Source organism: Paenibacillus sp. cl6col (genome assembly GCF_900102125.1).
GTDB lineage: Bacteria > Bacillota > Bacilli > Paenibacillales > Paenibacillaceae > Paenibacillus_B > Paenibacillus_B suaedae.
The window spans coordinates 140,976-161,432 of sequence record NZ_FNAZ01000006.1; the positions used below are offsets into that span (position 1 = coordinate 140,976).

The window sequence follows — 20,457 nt, forward strand, 5'->3', positions numbered from 1 at the left end:
AGTTCCCCTACTCTATGACTGAATTCATTCTTTCATCTTCGTGTCGACATTATATACTCTATCATTTTCTGATGGGAAGAGGTTTTATGCGTAATCAATAAGATTTATCATACATTATAAAAATATATATTATTTATGACATAAAAAACCAAATTGCGACAAAATCATCGATATACATTTTTTGTATCATAAACTAGAATAAGGGTTGTAAATAACAGGGAACCATTTCATGGTTTACATTCTATTTACTGAGAATTAAAGATTGCCGTCGTCGCACAATTCCCTTTCATTTTCACAAAGGAGGATAATCAATGAACGAATCCGAATCTGCGCTTATTCAGGCAGTAAGAGATGTCCGCGAGAACCATGTACATGGAGTAACGCTCATTACAGGAGATCGGCAAGAACGGTTTTACAGTTACAAGCAAGTCTTTGATAATGCCCTTATGTATTTGCATACCTTGCAAGCTCACGGCATTCGTGCCGGCGACGAGCTTGTATTTCAATTGAACGATGACGAATCGGAGCACTTTATTTTTTTGTTCTGGGCCTGCATACTAGGCGGAATCATTGCCGTACCCGTCTCGGTCGGCAGCAATGCGGAGCACAAAAACAAGTTTTTTAAAATCTGGGGTACACTCCAAAACCCTTACCTTGCAACTTCGCCGCCTATAATGGAAAGATTGCGCGCGCACGCCTCCGATAACCGACAAACATTGCACGACATGGACATGATAGCCGATAAGACCGTGTATCTGGAAGCGTTGGAGTGCTCCCTCCCCGCCCACGGAACGATTCATCAAGGTTCGTCCCGTACGATTGCTTTCATTCAGTTCTCTTCCGGTTCAACGGGCAATCCAAAAGGAGTCATTGTGACGCATGAAAATGTATACTCCAACACGCGTGCGATCAATAATCGATTCGAAACGAGGGATGTCGACTCCTTTTTGTCATGGATGCCGTTAACTCATGACATGGGGCTGATCTCCTTCCATATCACCCCGCTCATCAAAGGTGTAAATCAATACATCATGCCAACATCCGTGTTTATACGCAGACCGACGCTTTGGTTCAAAAAAATAAATGACCACAATATTACCATCACTTCTTCCCCAAATTTCGGCTACAAATACTTTCTGAAAATGTTCAAGCCTGAGATTGCCGCCGATTGGGATTTATCTAGACTACGAATTATTGTAAATGGTGCCGAACCCATTTCGTCAGAGCTTTGCAATGAGTTTTTGGATAAGATGGCTCCATATGGATTACAGCGGACAAGCATAAGGCCAGCTTATGGCCTAGCCGAGGCAACTGTTGCCGTCTCCCTCACTGATGGCAAAACTGAGTTTGTGCCGATTCACCTGGATCGCAGCTTATTAAACATTGGCCAAGAGATTGTCATTTCGGACAGATCCACTGAACATACTCTTACCTTTGTCGAAGTTGGACATGCAATTGATGACTGTGCGATCCGAATCTGCGACGATCATGATCGCATTTTGCCGGATAAGGTAATCGGCCATATTCAAATACAAGGAAAAAATGTAACTGCCGGTTATTACAATAACCGAGAGACTACTGCCGACATGTTCACGGCGGATCAATGGGTCAGAACGGGAGATTTAGGCTTTTTCATCGATGGAAGTCTAGTTATGACAGGGCGTTACAAAGACATGATTATTGTGAACGGCCAAAACATTTATCCGCATGATATTGAACGGACAGCGGAAGAAGTCGAGGGCGTTGAATTAGGTAAGATCGCTGCCTGCGGCGTATACAACAAAGAGAGAGGCGAGGATGATATCGTCGTATTTGTCGTTAGCAAAAAAAATGATGCTCACTTCGCCTCGCTGTCCGAAAGCTTAGAAGACCATTTATTCCAGCGCGGAGGCTGGAAAATCGCAAAGGTAATACCGATTCGGCAAATGCCGAAAACGACAAGCGGTAAAGTGCAAAGATACAAGTTGGCACAGAATTATGCCGCTTCGCAGGCGAAGGAAAGCGACAACATCAGTCCTGCCCCTGTTTCCACGGAGCGAAAATCTTCAAGCCTAGAAATGATCATGTCCTATTTGCATCATCATTGCAATGCCAAGACCAATCTGAATGAACATGAATCCTTTGTCAGATTCGGCCTGGATTCGTTAGAGGCGGTCAGAATGATCGATCATGTTGCCGACCGGTTGGGCATGGCGCTGTCCCCGGCCTTGATCTGGGACTATCCGACGCCAAATAAGCTTGCGCATTACCTAGACTCTATTGCAAGTCAGCCTTCCGTCCAAGAGCCTGATGCAGATCGCGGCTCGATTGATGATTCAATCGCTATCGTCGGCATGGAAGGGAAATTTCCTGGGGCGGACGGCATCGCGGCATATTGGGAACTTTTGAAGGGCGGGAAGAACGCGATATCCGACATCGACGACAAAAGGAAAGCGCTATGCGGCATAAATCCCGATTTTCATATGTTCGGCGGATTTCTGGAAGGCATCGATCAATTCGACAGTGAATTCTTCGCCATCTCCCCTAGAGAGGCGGCAAGCATGGATCCCCAACAACGGCTGTTGCTGGAGGTGACATGGAGAGCATTCGAAAATGCCAACATCAACCCCGCTCATCTCAAGGGCGGCGGCACAGGCGTATTTATAGGGGCCAGCGCAACCGATTATATCTATTTACCAAAAACAAGCAAAACGAATGAGTCCGAGCCGTATCAAGTGTCAGGTGGTGCGCTGAGCATAATCGCCAATCGGATTTCGTATTTTTATGATTTCCGCGGTCCAAGCATGTGTATCGATTCTGCTTGTTCGTCGTCATTAGTAGCCCTTCATTATGCATGTCAAAGTCTGCTCAACGGAGAATGCGATGCGGCTGTAGCCGGCGGGGTAAATCTATTGCTTTCCGCCAGCATCACGGAAGGCTTGCAGGAAGCCAAAATGCTGTCTGAGGATGGAACATGCAAGACGTTCGACGACAGGGCCAATGGTTATGTCCGCGGAGAAGGCTGCGGGGTCGTTATCTTGAAGCGCTTAAAGGATGCGATTGCGGATGGTGACCGGATTCATGCAGTCATTAAAGGAACGGCCGTTAATCAAGACGGTCGCAGCAATGGCTTAACCGCGCCTAACGGGATTGCGCAAAGACAAGTGATACGCAGAGCGATCGAGCAGGCTCAGCTGAAGCCTGCGGACATCGGCTATGTAGAGGCTCATGGCACCGGTACGCCTCTGGGCGATCCCATCGAAGCTGAGGCAATTAAAGAGATTTATGGTTGTCCGTCGGCAGGGATCAAAGACGACGACATCTGCTATCTCGGTTCCGTCAAAACGAATATCGGACATCTCGAAGCGGCTGCTGGCATTGCCGGACTTATCAAAACGGTGCTGGCGATTCAGCACGGCGAAATTCCTGCCCATTTGCACATGACCAAGCTAAATCGATACATAAGTCTCGATCGTTCCCGCCTCCGCATCCCTGTTGAGACGGAAAGCTGGATCAAACCTGTAAAAGCAGCCGGGGTAAGCTCGTTCGGATTTGGCGGAACGAATGCCCACGTTATTGTGCAGGAGGCACCATCCCGTGCCGATAAACGAGCTAACAATGCCATGGGATCGAGAGCGCATCTATTGACATTATCATCCCCTACCACGGACGGATTAGTTAGACTCGCTTCCACGTACGATTCCTATTTACAACATGCATCCTCGGAGCAATTAGGAGCCATATGCGGAACGGCCAATACCCGCCGAACGGCATTTCTACACAGGGCATCATTCGTTGGCGACTCACTTGAAGAGATACATGAGAAAGTCCAGAGCTTCTCCGCTCGCGGGGTCAACGGCATTGCAGGCAGTCTCGTCCACTCTCCCAAAATCGTCTTTATGTTTACGGGACAAGGAAGCCAATATGTTAATATGGCGCGCGGCTTGTATGCAAGCTCAGAAGTGTTTCGCACGAACATGAATCGATGCGCCGATTTAGTAAAGGATCGTTTGGATCATTCTATACTGGATGTCATTTATGATATAGAAAATAATTCTGCGTCAGCTCTCCTTCACCGTACAGACTACACGCAGTGCGCTCTTTTCGCGATCGAGTACTCTCTAGCACAAGTATGGCTATCGCTTGGAATCGAACCTGCTGCGGTTGTCGGACATAGTGTGGGCGAATATGTGGCAGCATGCATTGCAGGGGTATTTTCTCTTGATGATGCTTTGGCCGTAGTTGCCGAGCGAGGAAAGCTCATGACACAAAAGTGCGATCCTGGAGCAATGGCGGCAATCATGGGAGATATGGATGAACTGGTAAGCGTGCTTCACGCCCATTCGAACGTAGAAATCTCCGCCATTAATAGCAGCAATAACTTTGTCATTGCAGGCGCCCCGGACGATGTGGCTGAAGCTACGAACCACCTGCAACGGGCAGGCGTTCATTCCGTAACGCTTGAGGTAAACTATGGATTTCATTCGCAATTAGTCGAGCCTATGTTGCAAGACTATTACGATATCATAAAACGATTAAAATTCAATCCTCCCCAAATTCCGCTTGTCTCTAACGTAACCGGCGATTTCATCGGGTCAATTACCGCCGAGTATTGGATCAGGCATACGCGGGAAGCTGTTCGGTTCAAAGACTCTTTATATACATTGGTAAATGACGGGTGCAATATCTTTTTGGAAATCGGTGCTCATGCCGTACTGTCACGGATTGGACAGCGAGAATTCAATAATGGTGCCTATAAATGGATTCCTTCTCTCCTAAAAGGAAGGGATGACGAATATTCGCTGCTCGAAGCTGTGGGCAATCTGTACGTCGCCGGCGGACAAGTCCAGTTCGAGGCACTCTACCAATTGGACACTCATGAATGCGCGCAATTGCCGAACTATCCGTTTGCTTATACAAAATGCTGGCAAGGCGGTCATATGAATCCGGAATCGCCAAAGGAGGAAAAGTTGGTGAAAACAACCCAAGATAGCAATATCAGAACTTCTATTATGATGGAGATCAAGGGAATATTCGCCCAGTTGCTGAATCAAGACGTGGCAAGAATCGATGAGAACCTGCCTTTATTGGAAATGGGCGCTGATTCGCTCATTTTGATGGACGTGATTCAAAAAGTAAAGAATAAATACGGAGTAACCTTTTCGGCGCGAGATTTTTTCACCGAAATCACGAGCATTTCCAAGCTATGCGCAGCCATCGAATCGGTTATGCCGCATGAAGAACCGCCAGCGCTGACCGAAGAGCTTCCGATCCCGACAGCCGTTGATTCGCCATCCCCGGCACTCTTCAATTCGACAGTCGTCAATCAACCATCCCTAGCACTCTCCAATTCGATGCGCAGCGAATCGGGGCTGCTTGGTTTCATGAGCGAACAACTGGCTTCCATGGAACGTGTCATCCAACATCAATTATCCTTCATCCACAATCAACCACTGAATGGAACGGCTGTTCATCCTAATACAACGGCAATCAACCATTCGCAGAATGGATCGACTGTTCTTCATCCTAGTACAATGGCGATCCGACCGGAATCTCCTGCCGCGCCTTCACTTCCGACAATCTCTGAAAAAGCCTGGGTTCCCTATCAAAGATGGCAGGATCAGAAAGAAGAAAGCGTAACTGGTATGCAAGAACAATATGCCAGAGCGCTCGTGGCACGATTGGCCGATAAAACAAAAAAATCGAAAGAGTGGATAGCCAAGCATCGCCCCGTGTTCGCCGATTATCGCGGTGCATCTGGTTTCCGGTTTTCAACGAAAGAAGTTCATTATTTGCCCGTTGTCGATCATGCAAAAGGTTCGCGTTTTTGGGATAAGGACGAGAATGAATATATTGATTTAACGATGGGCTTCGGCGTGAATTTTTTCGGACACGCTCCTGAGTTCATCGACGACGCTATTAAGCGTGAGCTTCAAAACGGCTATGCTCTAGGCCCGCAATCCGGCATCGCAGGTGAAGTAGCCGACCTCATTCACCAGATTACTGGCTTGGACAGAAGCACCTTCTGCAATTCTGGGACGGAAGCGGTTATGGCTGCCCTAAGGCTTGCGCGCGCAGTAACCGGCAAGAATAAGATTGCCATGTTCGCAGGATCGTATCACGGCACGTATGATGGCGTCCTGGCCAGCATGTTCAATCGTCCCGGATCTAATGGAGCTTCGCCAATGGCGCCAGGCATTCCTGCCGGGATTACGGAAGACGTCATGATTCTCGAATATAATAATCCGAAATCGCTGGAGATCATACGATCCATGTCCGGTGAGTTGGCAGCAGTACTGGTCGAGCCTGTGCAAAGCCGACGTCCTGACCTCGTGCCTATCGCATTTTTGGAAGAGCTTCGCGAAATCACGCGTAGCAACAATACGGCGCTGATATTTGATGAAGTGATTACCGGCTTCAGAGTTCATCCTGCCGGGTTTCAGGGCATATCGGGGATTCGACCAGATATGTGCGTTTACGGGAAAATCCTTGGCGGAGGCATGCACATTGGAGTAGTGGCCGGCAGCGCGAAGTTCTTGGATGCCGTGGATGGAGGGCAATGGAATTTTGGTGACCGCTCTTACCCGCAAGCTGAAACAACCATCATCGCGGGCACGTTCTGCAAGCATCCCATTACGATGGCCTGCACGCATGCCGTTCTGCTTCATCTGTTGGAGTCCGGCCCAGAATTGCAAGAGAGCGTGAATGATAAGACCTCCTATTTGGTGCGTGAATTAAACGAATTTTTCGAGTCCGCGAATATTCCCATGAAGATGGTTCACTTCGGCTCCCTCTTCCGGTTCGTCTATCAAGTGAACATGGATCTATTCTTCTATGGCCTGCTGGAAAAGGGAGTGTATATCTGGGAAGGACGCAACTGCTTCCTGTCGACGGCGCATTCCGACGAAGACATCCGTAAGTTGATTGGGATTATCAAGGATACGATGACAGAGCTTATTGACGCCCAAATGTTTCCGGGTGCCCGCATTGCGGCTGGACAGCAGACCTCCGATAAGGAACTTATCCCCGTATCCGAGGATCAGAGGGAGTTATGGGTGCTTTCGCAGCTAGGCGATCAGGCAGCCATCGCCTGCAATGAGACCGTAGTGCTTTCCCTTAAAGGCACGCTCCGCCATTCATTATTAACAGAGGCAATGAACAGTGTTGTGGCGCGGCACGATTCCTTGCGGGTGACATTCGATCATCAAGGCAATATGATACCCATTCGGGGGACGGTTCGCATCGATATGCCGGTAGTGGATTTGAGCTCCGCAACTGATTCGAGTCCGGAATCTGCTGCAATAGAATGGATTCGAGATGAGACGGTGCGCCCTCTTGCATCAGGGAGCTTATATCGCTGCACGCTGCTCAAATTAACGACCGACAGGCATTATCTCGTATTTACTGCAAGTCACGTTCTCGTAGACGGATACTCTATTGGAATTATTCTTGAAGAAATGTTCGCCGCCTATTCCTCATTGTTGAAAGGCATGCCCATTCATTTGCCGGAGCCTTTGCAATTAAGCAGCTACATGGCCTGGAAGGCGGAGCTGGAATCCAATGAGGAGCGTCAAGCCAATAACCTGTATTGGTTGAACAAAACAGGCAGCAATACGACCCTGGATTTGCCGCTCGATATGAGGCGTCCGCACAAAAAAACCTATAATGGCAACATTGTTCGGCATATGGTCGATCCTACACTTGCCGAACGAGTGAACCGCTTTTCACAGCACAATAAGGTCACTCCTTTCGTTACATTTTTAAGTGCCTATGCCCTGCTTCTCAATCGTTTGACGCATCAGACGGAGCTGACCGTCGGGGTGCCTTTTGCCCAGCGCTCTCTTCCAGGCGGCTCCAGCTATGTTGGATATGCGATCACATTATTGCCGATAACTATCGAAATGGATGAGCACGCTGAGTTTACGCGTTTGCTAAGCCAGGTGAAGACTTCTGTTTTGGAGGCCCAGGAACACGGCGAGTTTTCATTCAGCAGCGTATTTCGAAATCCCGATGCCTCTCATCGTCTATCGCCACTTGAAGTTGTTTTTAACTATGAGCGAAGAGTCAATATCCCGGATGCTGGAAATATTGAAGTCGATACCATCCCTACTCCGATTACGGCAACGAAATATGAGCTCAGTTTCAATGTCATGGAATTCAACCGAAATATTCTTTTGGATCTGACCTATAATTCGAATCTGTTCCGGAGAGATACGATCGAACGATATTTAACCTATTACGAAAATATATTACAGGCCATTATGGAACCGTCTGCCGAAAAAGCCCCAATCGCCTTGCTTCCTCTCCTTAACGATGCAGACCGGGAACGGTTGCTTTTTGCTGGAGAGCCGACGAATCTTCAGCGCGATCATCGCTGCCTTCATGAAGTGTTTGAGGAGCAGGCCCGACACAAGCCCGATGCTGTTGCCGCTGTATATGATCAACAGCATCTAACCTATGGCGAACTAAATGAGAGAGCCAATCGTCTTGCGCGTCATTTGCGTACGCTGGGCGCAGGGCCGGGTGTGCTGGCAGCGATATTGGTCGAGCGTTCCTTGGACATGCTCGTCGGCATTCTCGGCGTGCTCAAAGCGGGCGCTGCTTATGTGCCGATTGACCCCGCATACCCTGCGGAACGCATCCGTTATGTGATGGATGACGCGGCTCCGGCCATTCTTCTTACCCAGTCTCATCTCTTGCGCTCCTTGCCGCAGCATGAGCTCGCAACGGTGTGCCTGGATGAAGAGCGAGATACGATAGAGAAGCTATACGGCGAAGATTTGAACGTGGAGCTGACTTCCACCAATCTTGCTTACGTGATTTACACCTCCGGTTCCACCGGGAAGCCGAAGGGCGTAATGATCTCGCATGAGAATGTCGTCCGGCTGTTTACGTCTACCGAATCCATTTTCGGTTTTCATGAAGACGATGTCTGGGCACTGTTTCACTCCTATTCCTTCGACTTTTCCGTATGGGAAATGTGGGGCGCCTGGTTCTATGGCGGACGGTTGGTGGTCGTGCCCCATCTGACGAGTCGTTCACCGGAGAACCTGTATCACTTGCTGGAGCAGCACAAGGTTACCGTCCTCAACCAGACGCCGTCGGCATTTCGGCCATTGGCACAATATGAGGAATCACAAGACTCGTCAAAATTAAGCCTGCGTTATATTAATTTTGGCGGAGAGACGCTGGATTTTCAGTCATTAAAGCCTTGGATTGATCGACACGGTGATCGTTCACCTCAATTTATCAATATGTACGGAATCACGGAAACGACGGTAGTTTCTACTTACCGCCGAATAACCGCTGAAGATATCGGGCAGGACACGGGAAGCTTGATCGGAATTCCATTTCCGGACACGAAGGTGTATGTCCTTAACCGTCATATGCAGCCCGTTCCTCCTGGTGTGACTGGCGAAATGTACGTAGGAGGCCCCGGAGTCGCTAAAGGGTACTTGAACCGGGTCGAATTAAATAGCGAGCGCTTCGTGCTCGATCCGTTCGCTAATGATCCTGATGCACGCTTGTACAAAAGCGGCGACCTGGCCCGCATTCGGCATAACGGCGAACTCGAATATGTAGGACGTGCGGATCATCAGGTGAAAATACGGGGATATCGCATCGAATTGGGGGAAATCGAGGCTGCGCTGAAGGAACATCCGTCTGTAAGGGAAGCTCTCGTTATTGCGGACGTTGATCCACATGGAGACAAGCGTCTGATTGCCTACGTGGAAACGGATCAATCGGGCGATATTATGCCGGTGCTGCGAGCGCATCTCGAAAGCAGGCTTCCAGATTACATGATCCCTTCCCTCTTTATGTGGCTGCAATCGATGCCTCTTACGAATAACGGGAAAATCGATCGCGATTCGCTTCCGAAGCCTGGTTACGAAAGAACGGATCTGCAGCCGACCTATGTGGCGCCGCGCAATCCGGCCGAAATGAAAATGGCCGCCATCTGGGCAGATGTGCTCGGGGTAAAAGAAGTGGGCGTGGAGGATAACTTTTTCGAGCTTGGAGGCCACTCTCTGCTCGCTACCCGGCTTCTCTCCCGCATTCGGGAAGCGTTCCAAGCAGAGCTCCCTTTACATGCCCTGTTCGATGCGCCGACTGTTGCGGCTTTAACCGCCAAGCTTGAAGACATGGGAATGACGGAAATGGAATCGGAAACAGAAATGGATCCCGTTCTCCTATCCGAACTGCTGACCGAGCTGGAAAAATTGCCAGAAGAAGAACGAGAAGCTGTTATGCGCGAACTGCCCCATAAGGAGGATGCATGGGTATGACGGATTTGCGGGATCGTTTGGCCTCGTTAACTCCTGAGCAGCAAAGAATGTTGGCAGCCCGGCTTGCCAAAGACAAGGCACCTCGCAAACCACCCATAAAGCCCCAGTCAAGGAAGCTGGCGGGATCCGTTATGTCATTTGCTCAACAACGATTATGGCTGCTTCATCAGCTTGAACCGGGCATGAATCATTATCATATTCCGTTAGCGTTCGAATTTATCGGAGAGTTGGACATACCGGCCTTACAGCGGGCGTGGATCGAAGTCATCCGCCGCCACGAATCATTGAGAACGCGTTTTTCAACAATGGAAAATGCGCCAGTACAAATCATTGAGCCGATCGACACCGTTCAACCAATGAAAGAAATCGATTTGTTCGCAGATGAACGCGTCGAGGACAAATACCTGGAAGCTCGCCACATCATCGATGAAGAGGCAGCCAAGCCGTTCGACTTGGAGCATGGGCATCCGTGCCGGAGCTTGCTCATCAAAACCGGCAAACAGGAGAATTTTCTCCTGTTTGCCTTCCATCATATCGTGTTTGATGGTTGGTCTCTGGGCGTATTTCAACAGGAGCTGCTAACGCTCTATTCCTGCTATTCGCAGGGAAAGCCGTCTCCCCTGCCCGAGCTCCCCTTCCAGTATGCGGATTATGCAATCTGGCAGCGCAAATGGTTAACGGAAGAAGAATTGGATAAGCAACTGCACTATTGGCTGGACACCCTGCATCATGCTCCTTCGGCGTTAGAGCTGCCCACGGATCGTCCCCGATCCGCTACACAAACTTTCCAGGGCGATACCGCTCAATTGTGCATACCGGAAGCCGTAGTGCAACCGCTCCTGCAATTGAGCCGTCGAGAGGGCTCGACATTGTTTATGACCTTGTTGGCAGCTTTTCAAGCTTTGCTTTATCGCTATTCGGGACAGCATGACTTTTGCATTGGCACTCCGATGGCCAATCGTGGAGTGTCGGAAATAGAAGGATTGATCGGCTTTTTTGTAAATACGCTCGTGATCAGAAGCGATCTGTCCACTAACCCGACATTCCGGGAGCTGATGCAGCAAACCAAGAAACAGGTGCTGGGCGCATATGAGCATCAGGATCTTCCGTTCGATCAACTGGTGCAGGCACTGCAACCTGATCGCGTAACGAGCCATAGTCCGTTATTCCAAGTCACGTTCGCAATGAATGACGATTCATTTCAGCGTATGGTGCAATCGGACGGTCTCAAGGTAAAGCTATTACCGATTGTCAACAAGACGTCAAAATATGACCTTTCCCTGGTGATGAGCCATGTCAGGGATCACGGAATCATTGCCGAGCTGGAGTACAACACGGATCTTTTCGATTCACAGACCGTGGAGAGGATGCTGGAGCATCTCCAACATCTATTGGAAAGCATCGTGCTCAATCCCAACTTGTCCTTGAGCAGTCTGGAGATAATGGGCGAATGCGAGCGGCAGCTTCTGCTATCGGCATGGAATCGGACAGAAGCCGCTGATTTAGGCAATATGTGCATCCATGAAATTGTTGAGAAACAAGCTTCCTTATTCCCAGATGCAATTGCGGTGACATTCGGGTTCGAGAAGTTCACCTATCGGGAGGTCAACATTCGCGCGAATCGGATGGCCCGCCATCTACAGCGGCTCGGTATTGGTCCAGAAGTATTGGTAGGCTTGCTGGCTGACCGTTCAGCCGAGCAAATTATCGGATTGCTCGCCATATTAAAATCCGGCGGGGCTTATGTGCCGATCGATCCGGCGTACCCTGACGAACGGATCGCTTATATGATCGAAGATGCCCAAATTCATGTTCTGTTGACTCACAAGCGGCATGCAGAGCGGGTTCGGCACACGAATTTGACCGTTCTTCCGTTGGACGGAATCGGCGCCAATCCGCAAGATGGCGATGAATCGGCTCCCGACAGCGGCGCTGCGTCCAGCAATTTAGCCTATGTCGTCTACACTTCCGGTTCGACGGGCCGCCCGAAGGGAGTCGAAATCGAGCATCATAGCTTGCTCAATTTAGTGTCCTGGCATCAGAATGCGTATCGCATATCCAACTGCGATCGGGCGACATGGCTGGCAGGCCCCGCTTTTGACGCTTCCGTCTGGGAGCTGTGGCCTTATTTGGCCAGCGGCGCCTCAATTCATATTCCAGACGAGGATACCCGCTTGGATCCGGATCGCCTGCGGGATTGGCTCGTGAATGAGCGCATTACCGTCAGCTTTTTGCCCACGCCGCTGGCTGAGGCGGTTCTCTCTCTGACCTGGCCTGACGAGTGCTCGCTGAGGTGCATGCTTACCGGGGGTGACAGACTGCGTTATTTTCCGCCGGAGACGTTGCCTTTTGCCCTGTTCAATCATTACGGGCCGAGCGAAGGAACAGTAGTCTCCACGGCATGCCGCGTGCCTGTGAAATCACGATCCTCCGCGGAGCTTACAGCACCGACGATTGGAAGACCGATCGCCAATATGAGAATTTATTTGCTGGATCGGCATCGCCATCCCGTTCCTGTCGGCGTTGTTGGCGAATTATACATTGCAGGCCACGGCCTAGCTCGCGGTTATCTGAGAAGGCCCGAGCTTACAGCTGAGCGGTTCGGGTACGTTACTTCCCTTCCAGGGGAACGATTGTATCGAACCGGCGATCTTGCTCGTTATTTACCGGACGGATCCATTGAATTTATGGGGCGTGCCGACGATCAAATAAAAGTAAGGGGATATCGCATTGAACCCGGCGAAATCGAGGCGGCGCTTACGCTGCATCCGGCTGTTGAGCAGGCGATCGTTTCCGTAAAGGAGCCTGGGCCGGAAGACAAGCGGCTGGTTGCATACGTGATTCCGTCAGCCGATATCACTCACGGATTGGATATTAGCGAGCTTCGGCTGCATGTGCAGGCCCGGCTTCCGAATTATATGGTTCCTGCCGCTTTCGTCGTTATGGATGCTCTCCCATTGACTCCTAATGGTAAAGTGGATCGCAATGCGTTGCCGTCGCCGAAATTTACGGACAAGGAGGAAGAATATGTGCCTCCCCGAACGCCGACCGAAAAAAAGTTGGCTGACATTTGGTCTCAGGTGCTTGGCATTGAACTCGTCAGCATCCATGATAATTATTTCAGCTTAGGCGGCGACTCCATTTTAAGCACTCAAATTACAAGCAAAGTACGTCAATTGGGTCTGGAAATGAAGCCGAAATATCTGTTTCAGTATCAATCGATAGCGGAGCTGGCTCCCATGTTAGAAGCTCTGAAGCCGCTCGAGCCAAATGAAATCGGGCAGCAAGAAGTGACGGGCTCGCTGCCGCTTACACCGATTCAGCGCTGGTTATTCGAGGAGATGTCCGTTCCCGAGCATTTCAATCAGTCCATGATTTTGTCCGTGAATTCCCAAATAAGCTATGAAGTTCTGCAGAGAGCGATCGCCCATCTCGTGGCACATCATGATGCGCTGCGTCTCCAATTTACGATGGGCCGATCCGGTTGGGAACAGGCATATGCCGCTTATACGGACGAATCGCCTCTGAAGCGCATTGATCTTGGCGATCAGCCTGCAAACTTACAGGCAGATGCTTTTGCGGCCGCGATCACAGAGGCTCAAACCGGCTTCGACTTAAGCGAAGGCATACTGCTGCGCGCCATCTATTTTGACTATGACACCGGACAGCCAGGAAAGCTGGCATTGGTTATTCATCATTTGGCGATAGATGGTGTTTCATGGCGCATTTTGCTGGATGATCTAAGCACGGCTTGTCAGCAAATAGTAGACCGTGAAGCCATATGCTTGCCGTCGAAAACTGCTTCATATCGCGATTGGGCGCACAGCCTTGCTGCCTACTCCGCTACGGATCAATTGCGGGCAGAGCTGGAATACTGGTTACATCAAGTCAGTCCTCCCCCTCCCCTAATTCCGCTCGACTTCCCAGACGGAGCCAATACGACGGCCTCTTTGGCAGTTGCGGAATCGAATTTGTCTTCTGAAGAAACGCGGATTCTGCTGCAGGAGGCTCCATCAGCATTCGGCGCGCAAATTGACGCTATTCTGTTGGCCGCACTCGGCCGCGCTGTCTCTGGATGGTCGGGAGAAAGGAAAATGTATGTCCATATGGAGGGGCACGGCAGAGAAGAATTATTCACTGACCTTGATATCTCGCGTACAGTAGGTTGGTTTACGAACATGTATCCAGTCATGCTTGAAGTGACAGATAGCGCGGATATATACGCGGACATCCAGGGGGTAAAAGAGCGACTGAACGTTATTCCAACCCGCGGAATCGGTTATGGCTTACTGCGCTATATGACTGAAGATGACAGTATTTCGAATCAGCTTCGCAAGCTTCCACGACCAATGATGAGCTTTAATTACTTGGGGCAATTCAATGCTGATTGGAATAAGGAAAAGGGGGCTTTATTCACGCTGGTTGCGGATACAGCAGGACTGGATCTTGCGCCTGATTCCGAACGGGCCCATTATGTCGACGTGGCGGCATTGGTGACGTCAGGCCGCCTGCACATAAGTTTGTCATACAGCGAAAATGTGCATCGTAAGCAAACGATCGAAAATCTGGCTCAAAGGTTTGAGGAAGAGCTTCGAATCATGATCGGATTATGCCAGCAATCAAAATCCCATTCATCTCTCAACGAGCAGAAGATGAACGATGTGAGCGGTCTTGATACAAGCAGCAAATGGTTCGTTCGCAATAAGGTGAATCAGAAAGACACAATACGGCTGTTTTGTTTGCCTTATGCTGGAGGGAACGCCTCTATTTTCCGCGCATGGCATGACTATTTGCCAGCGTTCGCGGAGGTTTGCGCAGTTCAATATCCAGGCAGAGGCGCGCGGTTGCGCGAACCAGCCTACACAAGCATGTCACCGCTGCTGGAAGCAGTCGCACATGCGATGAGGCCCCTATTGGACAAACCGTATATTCTGTTTGGTTACAGCATGGGAGCCTTATTGGCCTATGAATTGTCGATCTTATTATCGAGGAACTTGAATCGTCCTCCGTTAAAGCTTATTGTCGCGGGATTGAATGCCCCGTTTGTTCAGAGTCCGGTATCTCCCATTCATGGTTTGCCCGAGGAAGAATTCCGCAAGCGGCTTCGACTGAACGGGGGAATACCAGAAGAGCTAATTGATGATGAGGAATTGCTGGAACTCCTGTCCCCTTCTCTGAGAGCCGACTTTTCGGTCTGCGAGACTTATGAATATACACAAGGCATCATACCTTGTCCCATCGTTGCATTAGGGGGACAAGACGACGAATTTCTGTCCGAACAATCGCTGACATCTTGGCGCAGCTTGACCAATTCCGATTTTTCAAGCAAGCTGCTCCCGGGAGGGCACTTTTTCTTGCACTCTCATCCGGAGCAGCTATTGTCGGCAATTCGAGAAGAAATCGAATGCGTCAATACCGGATCTATTTTACTCAAGTAAATCATGAATGGAGGAACATGGGGAGTTTGCTGAATTTTTTCAGTAGACTCTCCTTTTTTTCGTTGGTTTAACACCTGTCAAAATAGGAAGAAAGAAAAAGTCGAGTCTTCCGACGACAAGGAAACGACTTTTAACTTTCGGTATACGCCTTGCCACTGCATATATAAAGTATGTTGAATAAAAATCGTACATAAGATGAATTCTACACATGCGTCATCCAATTTCTAGGTCAGGACGAAGCCCAGAAATATTGATTTTAACAAACAACAACAGTTATTTGGAGGCTTGAAAATGATCTTGTTCGTGACCCGCTCCATGATATTCCTTCTCCTCCTTACCTATTTTTCTGTTAGCAGCATGATTGTCCATGCTGACTACAAGGCGCCATCTGCTGAAATGAACATAAGTGTACGGACAAGCCCCTCCGCAACATATGAACATAAAATGGTTTTGAAAAATAAGGAAGCCCTTCGTTTATATAAGGATGGCAAGGAAGAACAGACAGAACATCGCCCTATACTCACCGACATATATGTAACGATTACAAAAAATAATAGAACAAAAAATTTCCGTATGGAGCAATCCGGTTCCTTATGGAACGAGGCTGAATCAACACGTCTTATCCTTACACCTAAAGCGACCAAGCAGTTGCTGGTACATGCAAATTTTCTAAGAAAACATCATTATGGGACGATTATTCCTTGGGGTGAGGCGAAAGCCTTGCTTCCTAGAAAAAGCACTTTCTCAATTATTGATTTGGAGAAAGGGTTGAAATTCCGTGTTCAGCGTCGTGCGGGAAGCAGGCATGCCGATGTGCAGCCGCTAACCAAAGAGGATACGAAGACGATGAAGCAGATGTATGATAATCATTGGAGCTGGAATCGGAAAGCGATAATCGTCGTTACTGATGACAATCGGAAAATCGCTGCTTCTATGAACGGAATGCCTCATGGCGGCGATGGGATTCCGGACAATGGATTTTCAGGACACTTCTGCGTACACTTTCTTGGCAGCAGTACGCATCGATCCTTTCACCCAGACTTATTGCATCAGGTGATGGTGTACACGGCTGCTGGAAAAAGAGAGGCTTTTTTACATGGCTTATCACCCGAGTTGCTCTCGGAAGTATTTATCGGAGCCTTGTCTCAACGGGATAATAATTTACTTATAGCAGTGTCTGAAGGTGCACATTCTGAAACGGTAAACTACTTTCTTAAGCAGATGGAGAACGGAACGACATATCGGATGATGAAAAGAAAAGAAATCCCCGATCCAGACAACGGGCATCGATTAACTACAGTGTTAGAACTACCTGTTTTCATGAAACAGAAGAATATGTCGGAAAAGAGCATAGCCATTCGATTTGAATTTGCAAGGGAATCGGTTCTTTCTCCATGGAAAATAAGGAATGTGAGCCCCAGAAAGAAATGAAGAGAGCGTAGGTCGCTCTCTTCAACTGTACTTATTTTTTTATATCAATCTATGCATTTGATTTAAATCTAATTAATCATGGATGGATCAGATCTATGCATATCAGATATTTCATTTGCTTAGTTCACCAGTTCGAGCGGATGCCTTTTCCGTATGATACGCTTCGCACTTAATATAACAAGCGATACGATAATGCCCCCGATTTGAATCATACTAATAGAGATTAAGTAGCCGAGTAAGGGCGCTGATTCTTGGTAGCTTATAATTGGGGGTACACCACCGCCATAGCCATGCGGAAGAGCGACAAACCGCATAATTTCTAAGTAGGTAAGGTGAAAACCGATTGACGCCCAAAGACTTCCGGTCCATAAACGGAGTAACTGCAAGCCTATTCCAAAACAAAAAATGACTACGATATAAAAGATATTAAGCGTTAATCCGGGTGTCTGTCCAACGAATGCTTGAAATAGGGCAACCGCTGTCGTGACGCATACAAATAGTATGGTTTGAAGGAATACGGATAACCAAGCTGGGAATCGATGACGTAGCACATCATACAGCAGCCCTCTTAACCCTAGTTCCTCCGGCAAAGCTTCAAAAAACACAGCAAACAATACATTGATAAGCAGCGCAGCAAACCACTGATCGGGGGCATGCCATTTTTCAATGACAATCCAACCTTGAACACTTGCTATAACGAAGCCCAATGCACCCAGTCCACTTGCCAATAGAACCCCAGTAAAAAAGTGATATCCTCTTCTCCAGAAATATACCGGTGTCTTCGGTTTTATACCAGTCATTCGATAGAGACGCTGATATAAATACAAAATAATAGGAACAACCAGGCCGCTCATCACAAGACTCTGAATCAGGTTCCGAACATGCCTTGATGAGCCGAACAATTGTTCAGCAATATCACCAGAAAGACCGGCTAAAAACAGGGCAGCACTTACTGTAAACCATCCTGCGAACAATAAACCTATCCATTTCATATTCTGATTTTCTTTCTTTATCATTACATCACATTCCTTTCATTCCTAACATGATTCAATTCATTTTCTGGAAAAGATATTCATAATCACACCTATTAATGAGGGCAAGAGTAAGGTTACGATCAAAAATGCCGTAATTACATTAGATATCGGCAAGTCATATGGAGTGAACCATTCTGTAAAAAGCTCGGAGTTCAAAATTCTACCCATAATCGTTCCTGGCTTGAATTCTCTGTACAGGTTCCATGAAAATCGATCACAGGCAATAAAATAGAGTTGTGCAACAAGAAATCCCACAAGAGGCATTACCCAGCCTTTTATTCGACTAGGACGACCTTTTTGAGTATGCATCCTGTCCTATCTCCCTTTTTTGTATATCTTTTGATCATGCAACAGCAACGAACTCTTATAATTCCTTTTTCGTAAACAGAGCTGCAGCTATAAAGTAGGAAGCAATGAACAGCAATAAGATGCCGATCAGGATCAAATACAAGATTGGGTTACTATGTAATCCGTTCTCGTTGATCATTTGCATAAATATTGCCGTAGGCTGCGCCAGTGCAATTAGGATTAATGTGAATACCCCTTGAATAATAGACGTTCCTTTCTTACTAAGCGTATAAAACAGCGGCAAATAAATGGAAGCAAGGGCTAGCGTGATGGCTGCTGGTCCTAGTATATCCATGACCGTTAATTCTGGTTTGTTAAATGCCGGGAATACATTTGTAACGATCAGGTGAATGCCATAAGATGCTAGGACGCTGACAAGGCTAATAATAATGCCCGTTATGTATTTCGCTTTTACGATATTTTTACGGCTAATCGGCAGCGTGACCAGAAAATTGTGGTTATGATTCTTTATATCGATCAGGGTAACGTGACTAAGCGTAGCGAATGCCGTATAAATACCCACAAGGTGAACAGACGATGAATGCTTTGGTATAAAAACAACACTAAATACAACAAAATACATGAGAGGTGTCCAGAGCGAGCTTTTAAAAGCGATGAACTCTTTCCGAAGCAAGTTAAGCATGTACACGTCCTCCCTTGGTTGTGAAATACACGATGTCTTCTAATGATGGTTTGTTGAGAACCGCATAATTTCCGAATAAATGCTCAGCCTCCTGCCGATTATCGACTAAGCCCTCAAAACCAACGGCTGTCTCACGAATTCCGACAAATTTTTTGCGAACATCGGAATCTAGTAGTTGGGAGTCACCTTTCACGATTACGTATCTATCGAGGACATCATCTTTCGCTTCATTGAATACGAGCTTTCCGCGATTGATGAAAGCAATGTAGTCGGCAATGCGATCCAAGTCTGTTGTGATATGAGTTGAGAAAATAATCGAATTTCGCTCATTCTGCATCATGTCCGCAAGAATATCGAGCATTTCCCTTCTAAACACAGGATCAAGCCCGGAGGTTGGCTCATCCATGATGAGGAGCTCTGCCTCATGTGAAAAAGCAACGGCAAGGGCAAACTTCACTTTCATCCCCTTGGATAATTGTTCAATCTTCTTATTTGGGGACAGCTCGAACTGTTCCAGATAGTTGTTAAATTTCTGCTCGTTCCACTTTTGATAGAAAGGCGCGATCACCTTCTTCATGTCACGAATCGTAAGGTGATCATAATAGAAGCAATCATCTGACACGATTCCGATACGCTGCTTGATGTCCACTTCTTGTGTGGGCATATCGCAGCCTAGTATCTTTACGCTCCCGGAGTCAGGGCGAATCATGCCGAGCATCATTTTGATTAAGGTGCTCTTCCCTACGCCATTGGGACCAATCAATCCAGTAATGTAACCCTGCTTCACATCCAAAGATACCTGATCAACTGTAAATTCAGGGTATGTTTTCGTTAAATTACGTATTTCGATTGCATTCATGATGTGTATTCCTCCTCAAACAATAGCTTCATATGATCAATTACATCTTGTTGACTCATACTTAATTCCTTGCTTTCACGAATGATCTCTATCATTTTTTCTTCTAATTGTTTCATACGCTGCTCCCGAATGAAGTCTTTATTGGCCCCTGATACGAACGATCCCTTCCCTACCACGGAGTCGATCAGTTTCTCTTTCTCCAGCTCTTCATATACACGCTTGGTTGTAATGACACTAACCTGCAAATCCTTAGCCAGCTTCCGGATGGAAGGAAGACTGTCACCTGCACGCAATTCCCCGCTCAGAATGCTCTGTCTGATTTGGTTCAATATTTGCATGTATATCGGATCGCTCGAGGCATTGGAAATAATAATTTTCAGCTTCTATCACCTCAATGCTGTTTATATCCATATAGTGTACATATACAATATATACACTG

Annotated in this window: 8 protein-coding genes; 3 read left to right on the forward strand and 5 right to left on the reverse strand. The window is 47.9% G+C overall.

The genetic code is table 11. The features are described from left to right. Positions 1-311 precede the first annotated feature (311 nt). From BLS15_RS16940 to BLS15_RS16950, 3 genes are all read left to right on the forward strand, one after another. Positions 312-10,265: a hybrid non-ribosomal peptide synthetase/type I polyketide synthase gene (locus BLS15_RS16940; protein ID WP_090512858.1), complete on the forward strand. Its 9,954-nt coding sequence runs from the start codon at positions 312-314 to the stop codon at positions 10,263-10,265. Next, positions 10,262-15,703, forward strand: a complete 5,442-nt coding sequence (locus tag BLS15_RS16945; RefSeq protein WP_021255659.1) for a non-ribosomal peptide synthetase — start codon at positions 10,262-10,264, stop codon at positions 15,701-15,703. Before BLS15_RS16940 ends, BLS15_RS16945 begins: the two co-directional genes overlap by 4 nt. 291 nt (positions 15,704-15,994) lie before the next feature. Beyond that, positions 15,995-17,134: a hypothetical protein gene (locus BLS15_RS16950; protein WP_021255658.1), complete on the forward strand. Its 1,140-nt coding sequence runs from the start codon at positions 15,995-15,997 to the stop codon at positions 17,132-17,134. 119 nt (positions 17,135-17,253) lie between these two features. Here BLS15_RS16950 and BLS15_RS16955 read toward each other — a convergent pair whose 3' ends face one another. The 5 genes from BLS15_RS16955 to BLS15_RS16975 are packed head-to-tail and all read right to left on the reverse strand — an operon-like array spanning position 17,254 to position 20,398. Further along, entirely contained in the window at positions 17,254-18,150 is an 897-nt protein-coding gene (locus tag BLS15_RS16955) for a CPBP family intramembrane glutamic endopeptidase (RefSeq protein WP_090512861.1), read from the reverse strand. 36 nt (positions 18,151-18,186) lie between these two features. Beyond that, positions 18,187-18,477: a YfzA family protein gene (locus tag BLS15_RS16960; protein ID WP_021255656.1), complete on the reverse strand. Its 291-nt coding sequence runs from the start codon at positions 18,475-18,477 to the stop codon at positions 18,187-18,189. A gap of 55 nt (positions 18,478-18,532) precedes the next feature. Further along, entirely contained in the window at positions 18,533-19,159 is a 627-nt protein-coding gene (locus BLS15_RS16965; RefSeq protein ID WP_028532812.1) for an ABC-2 transporter permease, read from the reverse strand. Further along, on the reverse strand, positions 19,152-20,018 hold the full coding sequence (locus tag BLS15_RS16970; RefSeq protein WP_021255654.1) for an ABC transporter ATP-binding protein: 867 nt from the start codon (positions 20,016-20,018) through the stop codon (positions 19,152-19,154). Before BLS15_RS16970 ends, BLS15_RS16965 begins: the two co-directional genes overlap by 8 nt. Then, a complete protein-coding gene (locus BLS15_RS16975; protein WP_028532811.1) occupies positions 20,015-20,398 on the reverse strand; it encodes a GntR family transcriptional regulator in 384 nt (127 codons plus the stop codon). The genes BLS15_RS16970 and BLS15_RS16975 overlap by 4 nt, the downstream gene beginning before the upstream one ends. Between the last annotated feature and the right edge of the window lie 59 nt (positions 20,399-20,457).

Bases quoted from the DNA above. Each gene is read 5' to 3' on its own strand.
- BLS15_RS16955 (WP_090512861.1), bottom strand. From the start codon at position 18,150: ATGATAAAGAAAGAAAATCAGAATATGAAATGGATAGGTTTATTGTTC.
- BLS15_RS16965 (WP_028532812.1), bottom strand. From the start codon at position 19,159: ATGCTTAACTTGCTTCGGAAAGAGTTCATCGCTTTTAAAAGCTCGCTC.
- BLS15_RS16970 (WP_021255654.1), bottom strand. From the start codon at position 20,018: ATGAATGCAATCGAAATACGTAATTTAACGAAAACATACCCTGAATTT.
- BLS15_RS16940 (WP_090512858.1), top strand. From the start codon at position 312: ATGAACGAATCCGAATCTGCGCTTATTCAGGCAGTAAGAGATGTCCGC.
- BLS15_RS16950 (WP_021255658.1), top strand. From the start codon at position 15,995: ATGATCTTGTTCGTGACCCGCTCCATGATATTCCTTCTCCTCCTTACC.
- BLS15_RS16945 (WP_021255659.1), top strand. From the start codon at position 10,262: ATGACGGATTTGCGGGATCGTTTGGCCTCGTTAACTCCTGAGCAGCAA.
- BLS15_RS16960 (WP_021255656.1), bottom strand. From the start codon at position 18,477: ATGCATACTCAAAAAGGTCGTCCTAGTCGAATAAAAGGCTGGGTAATG.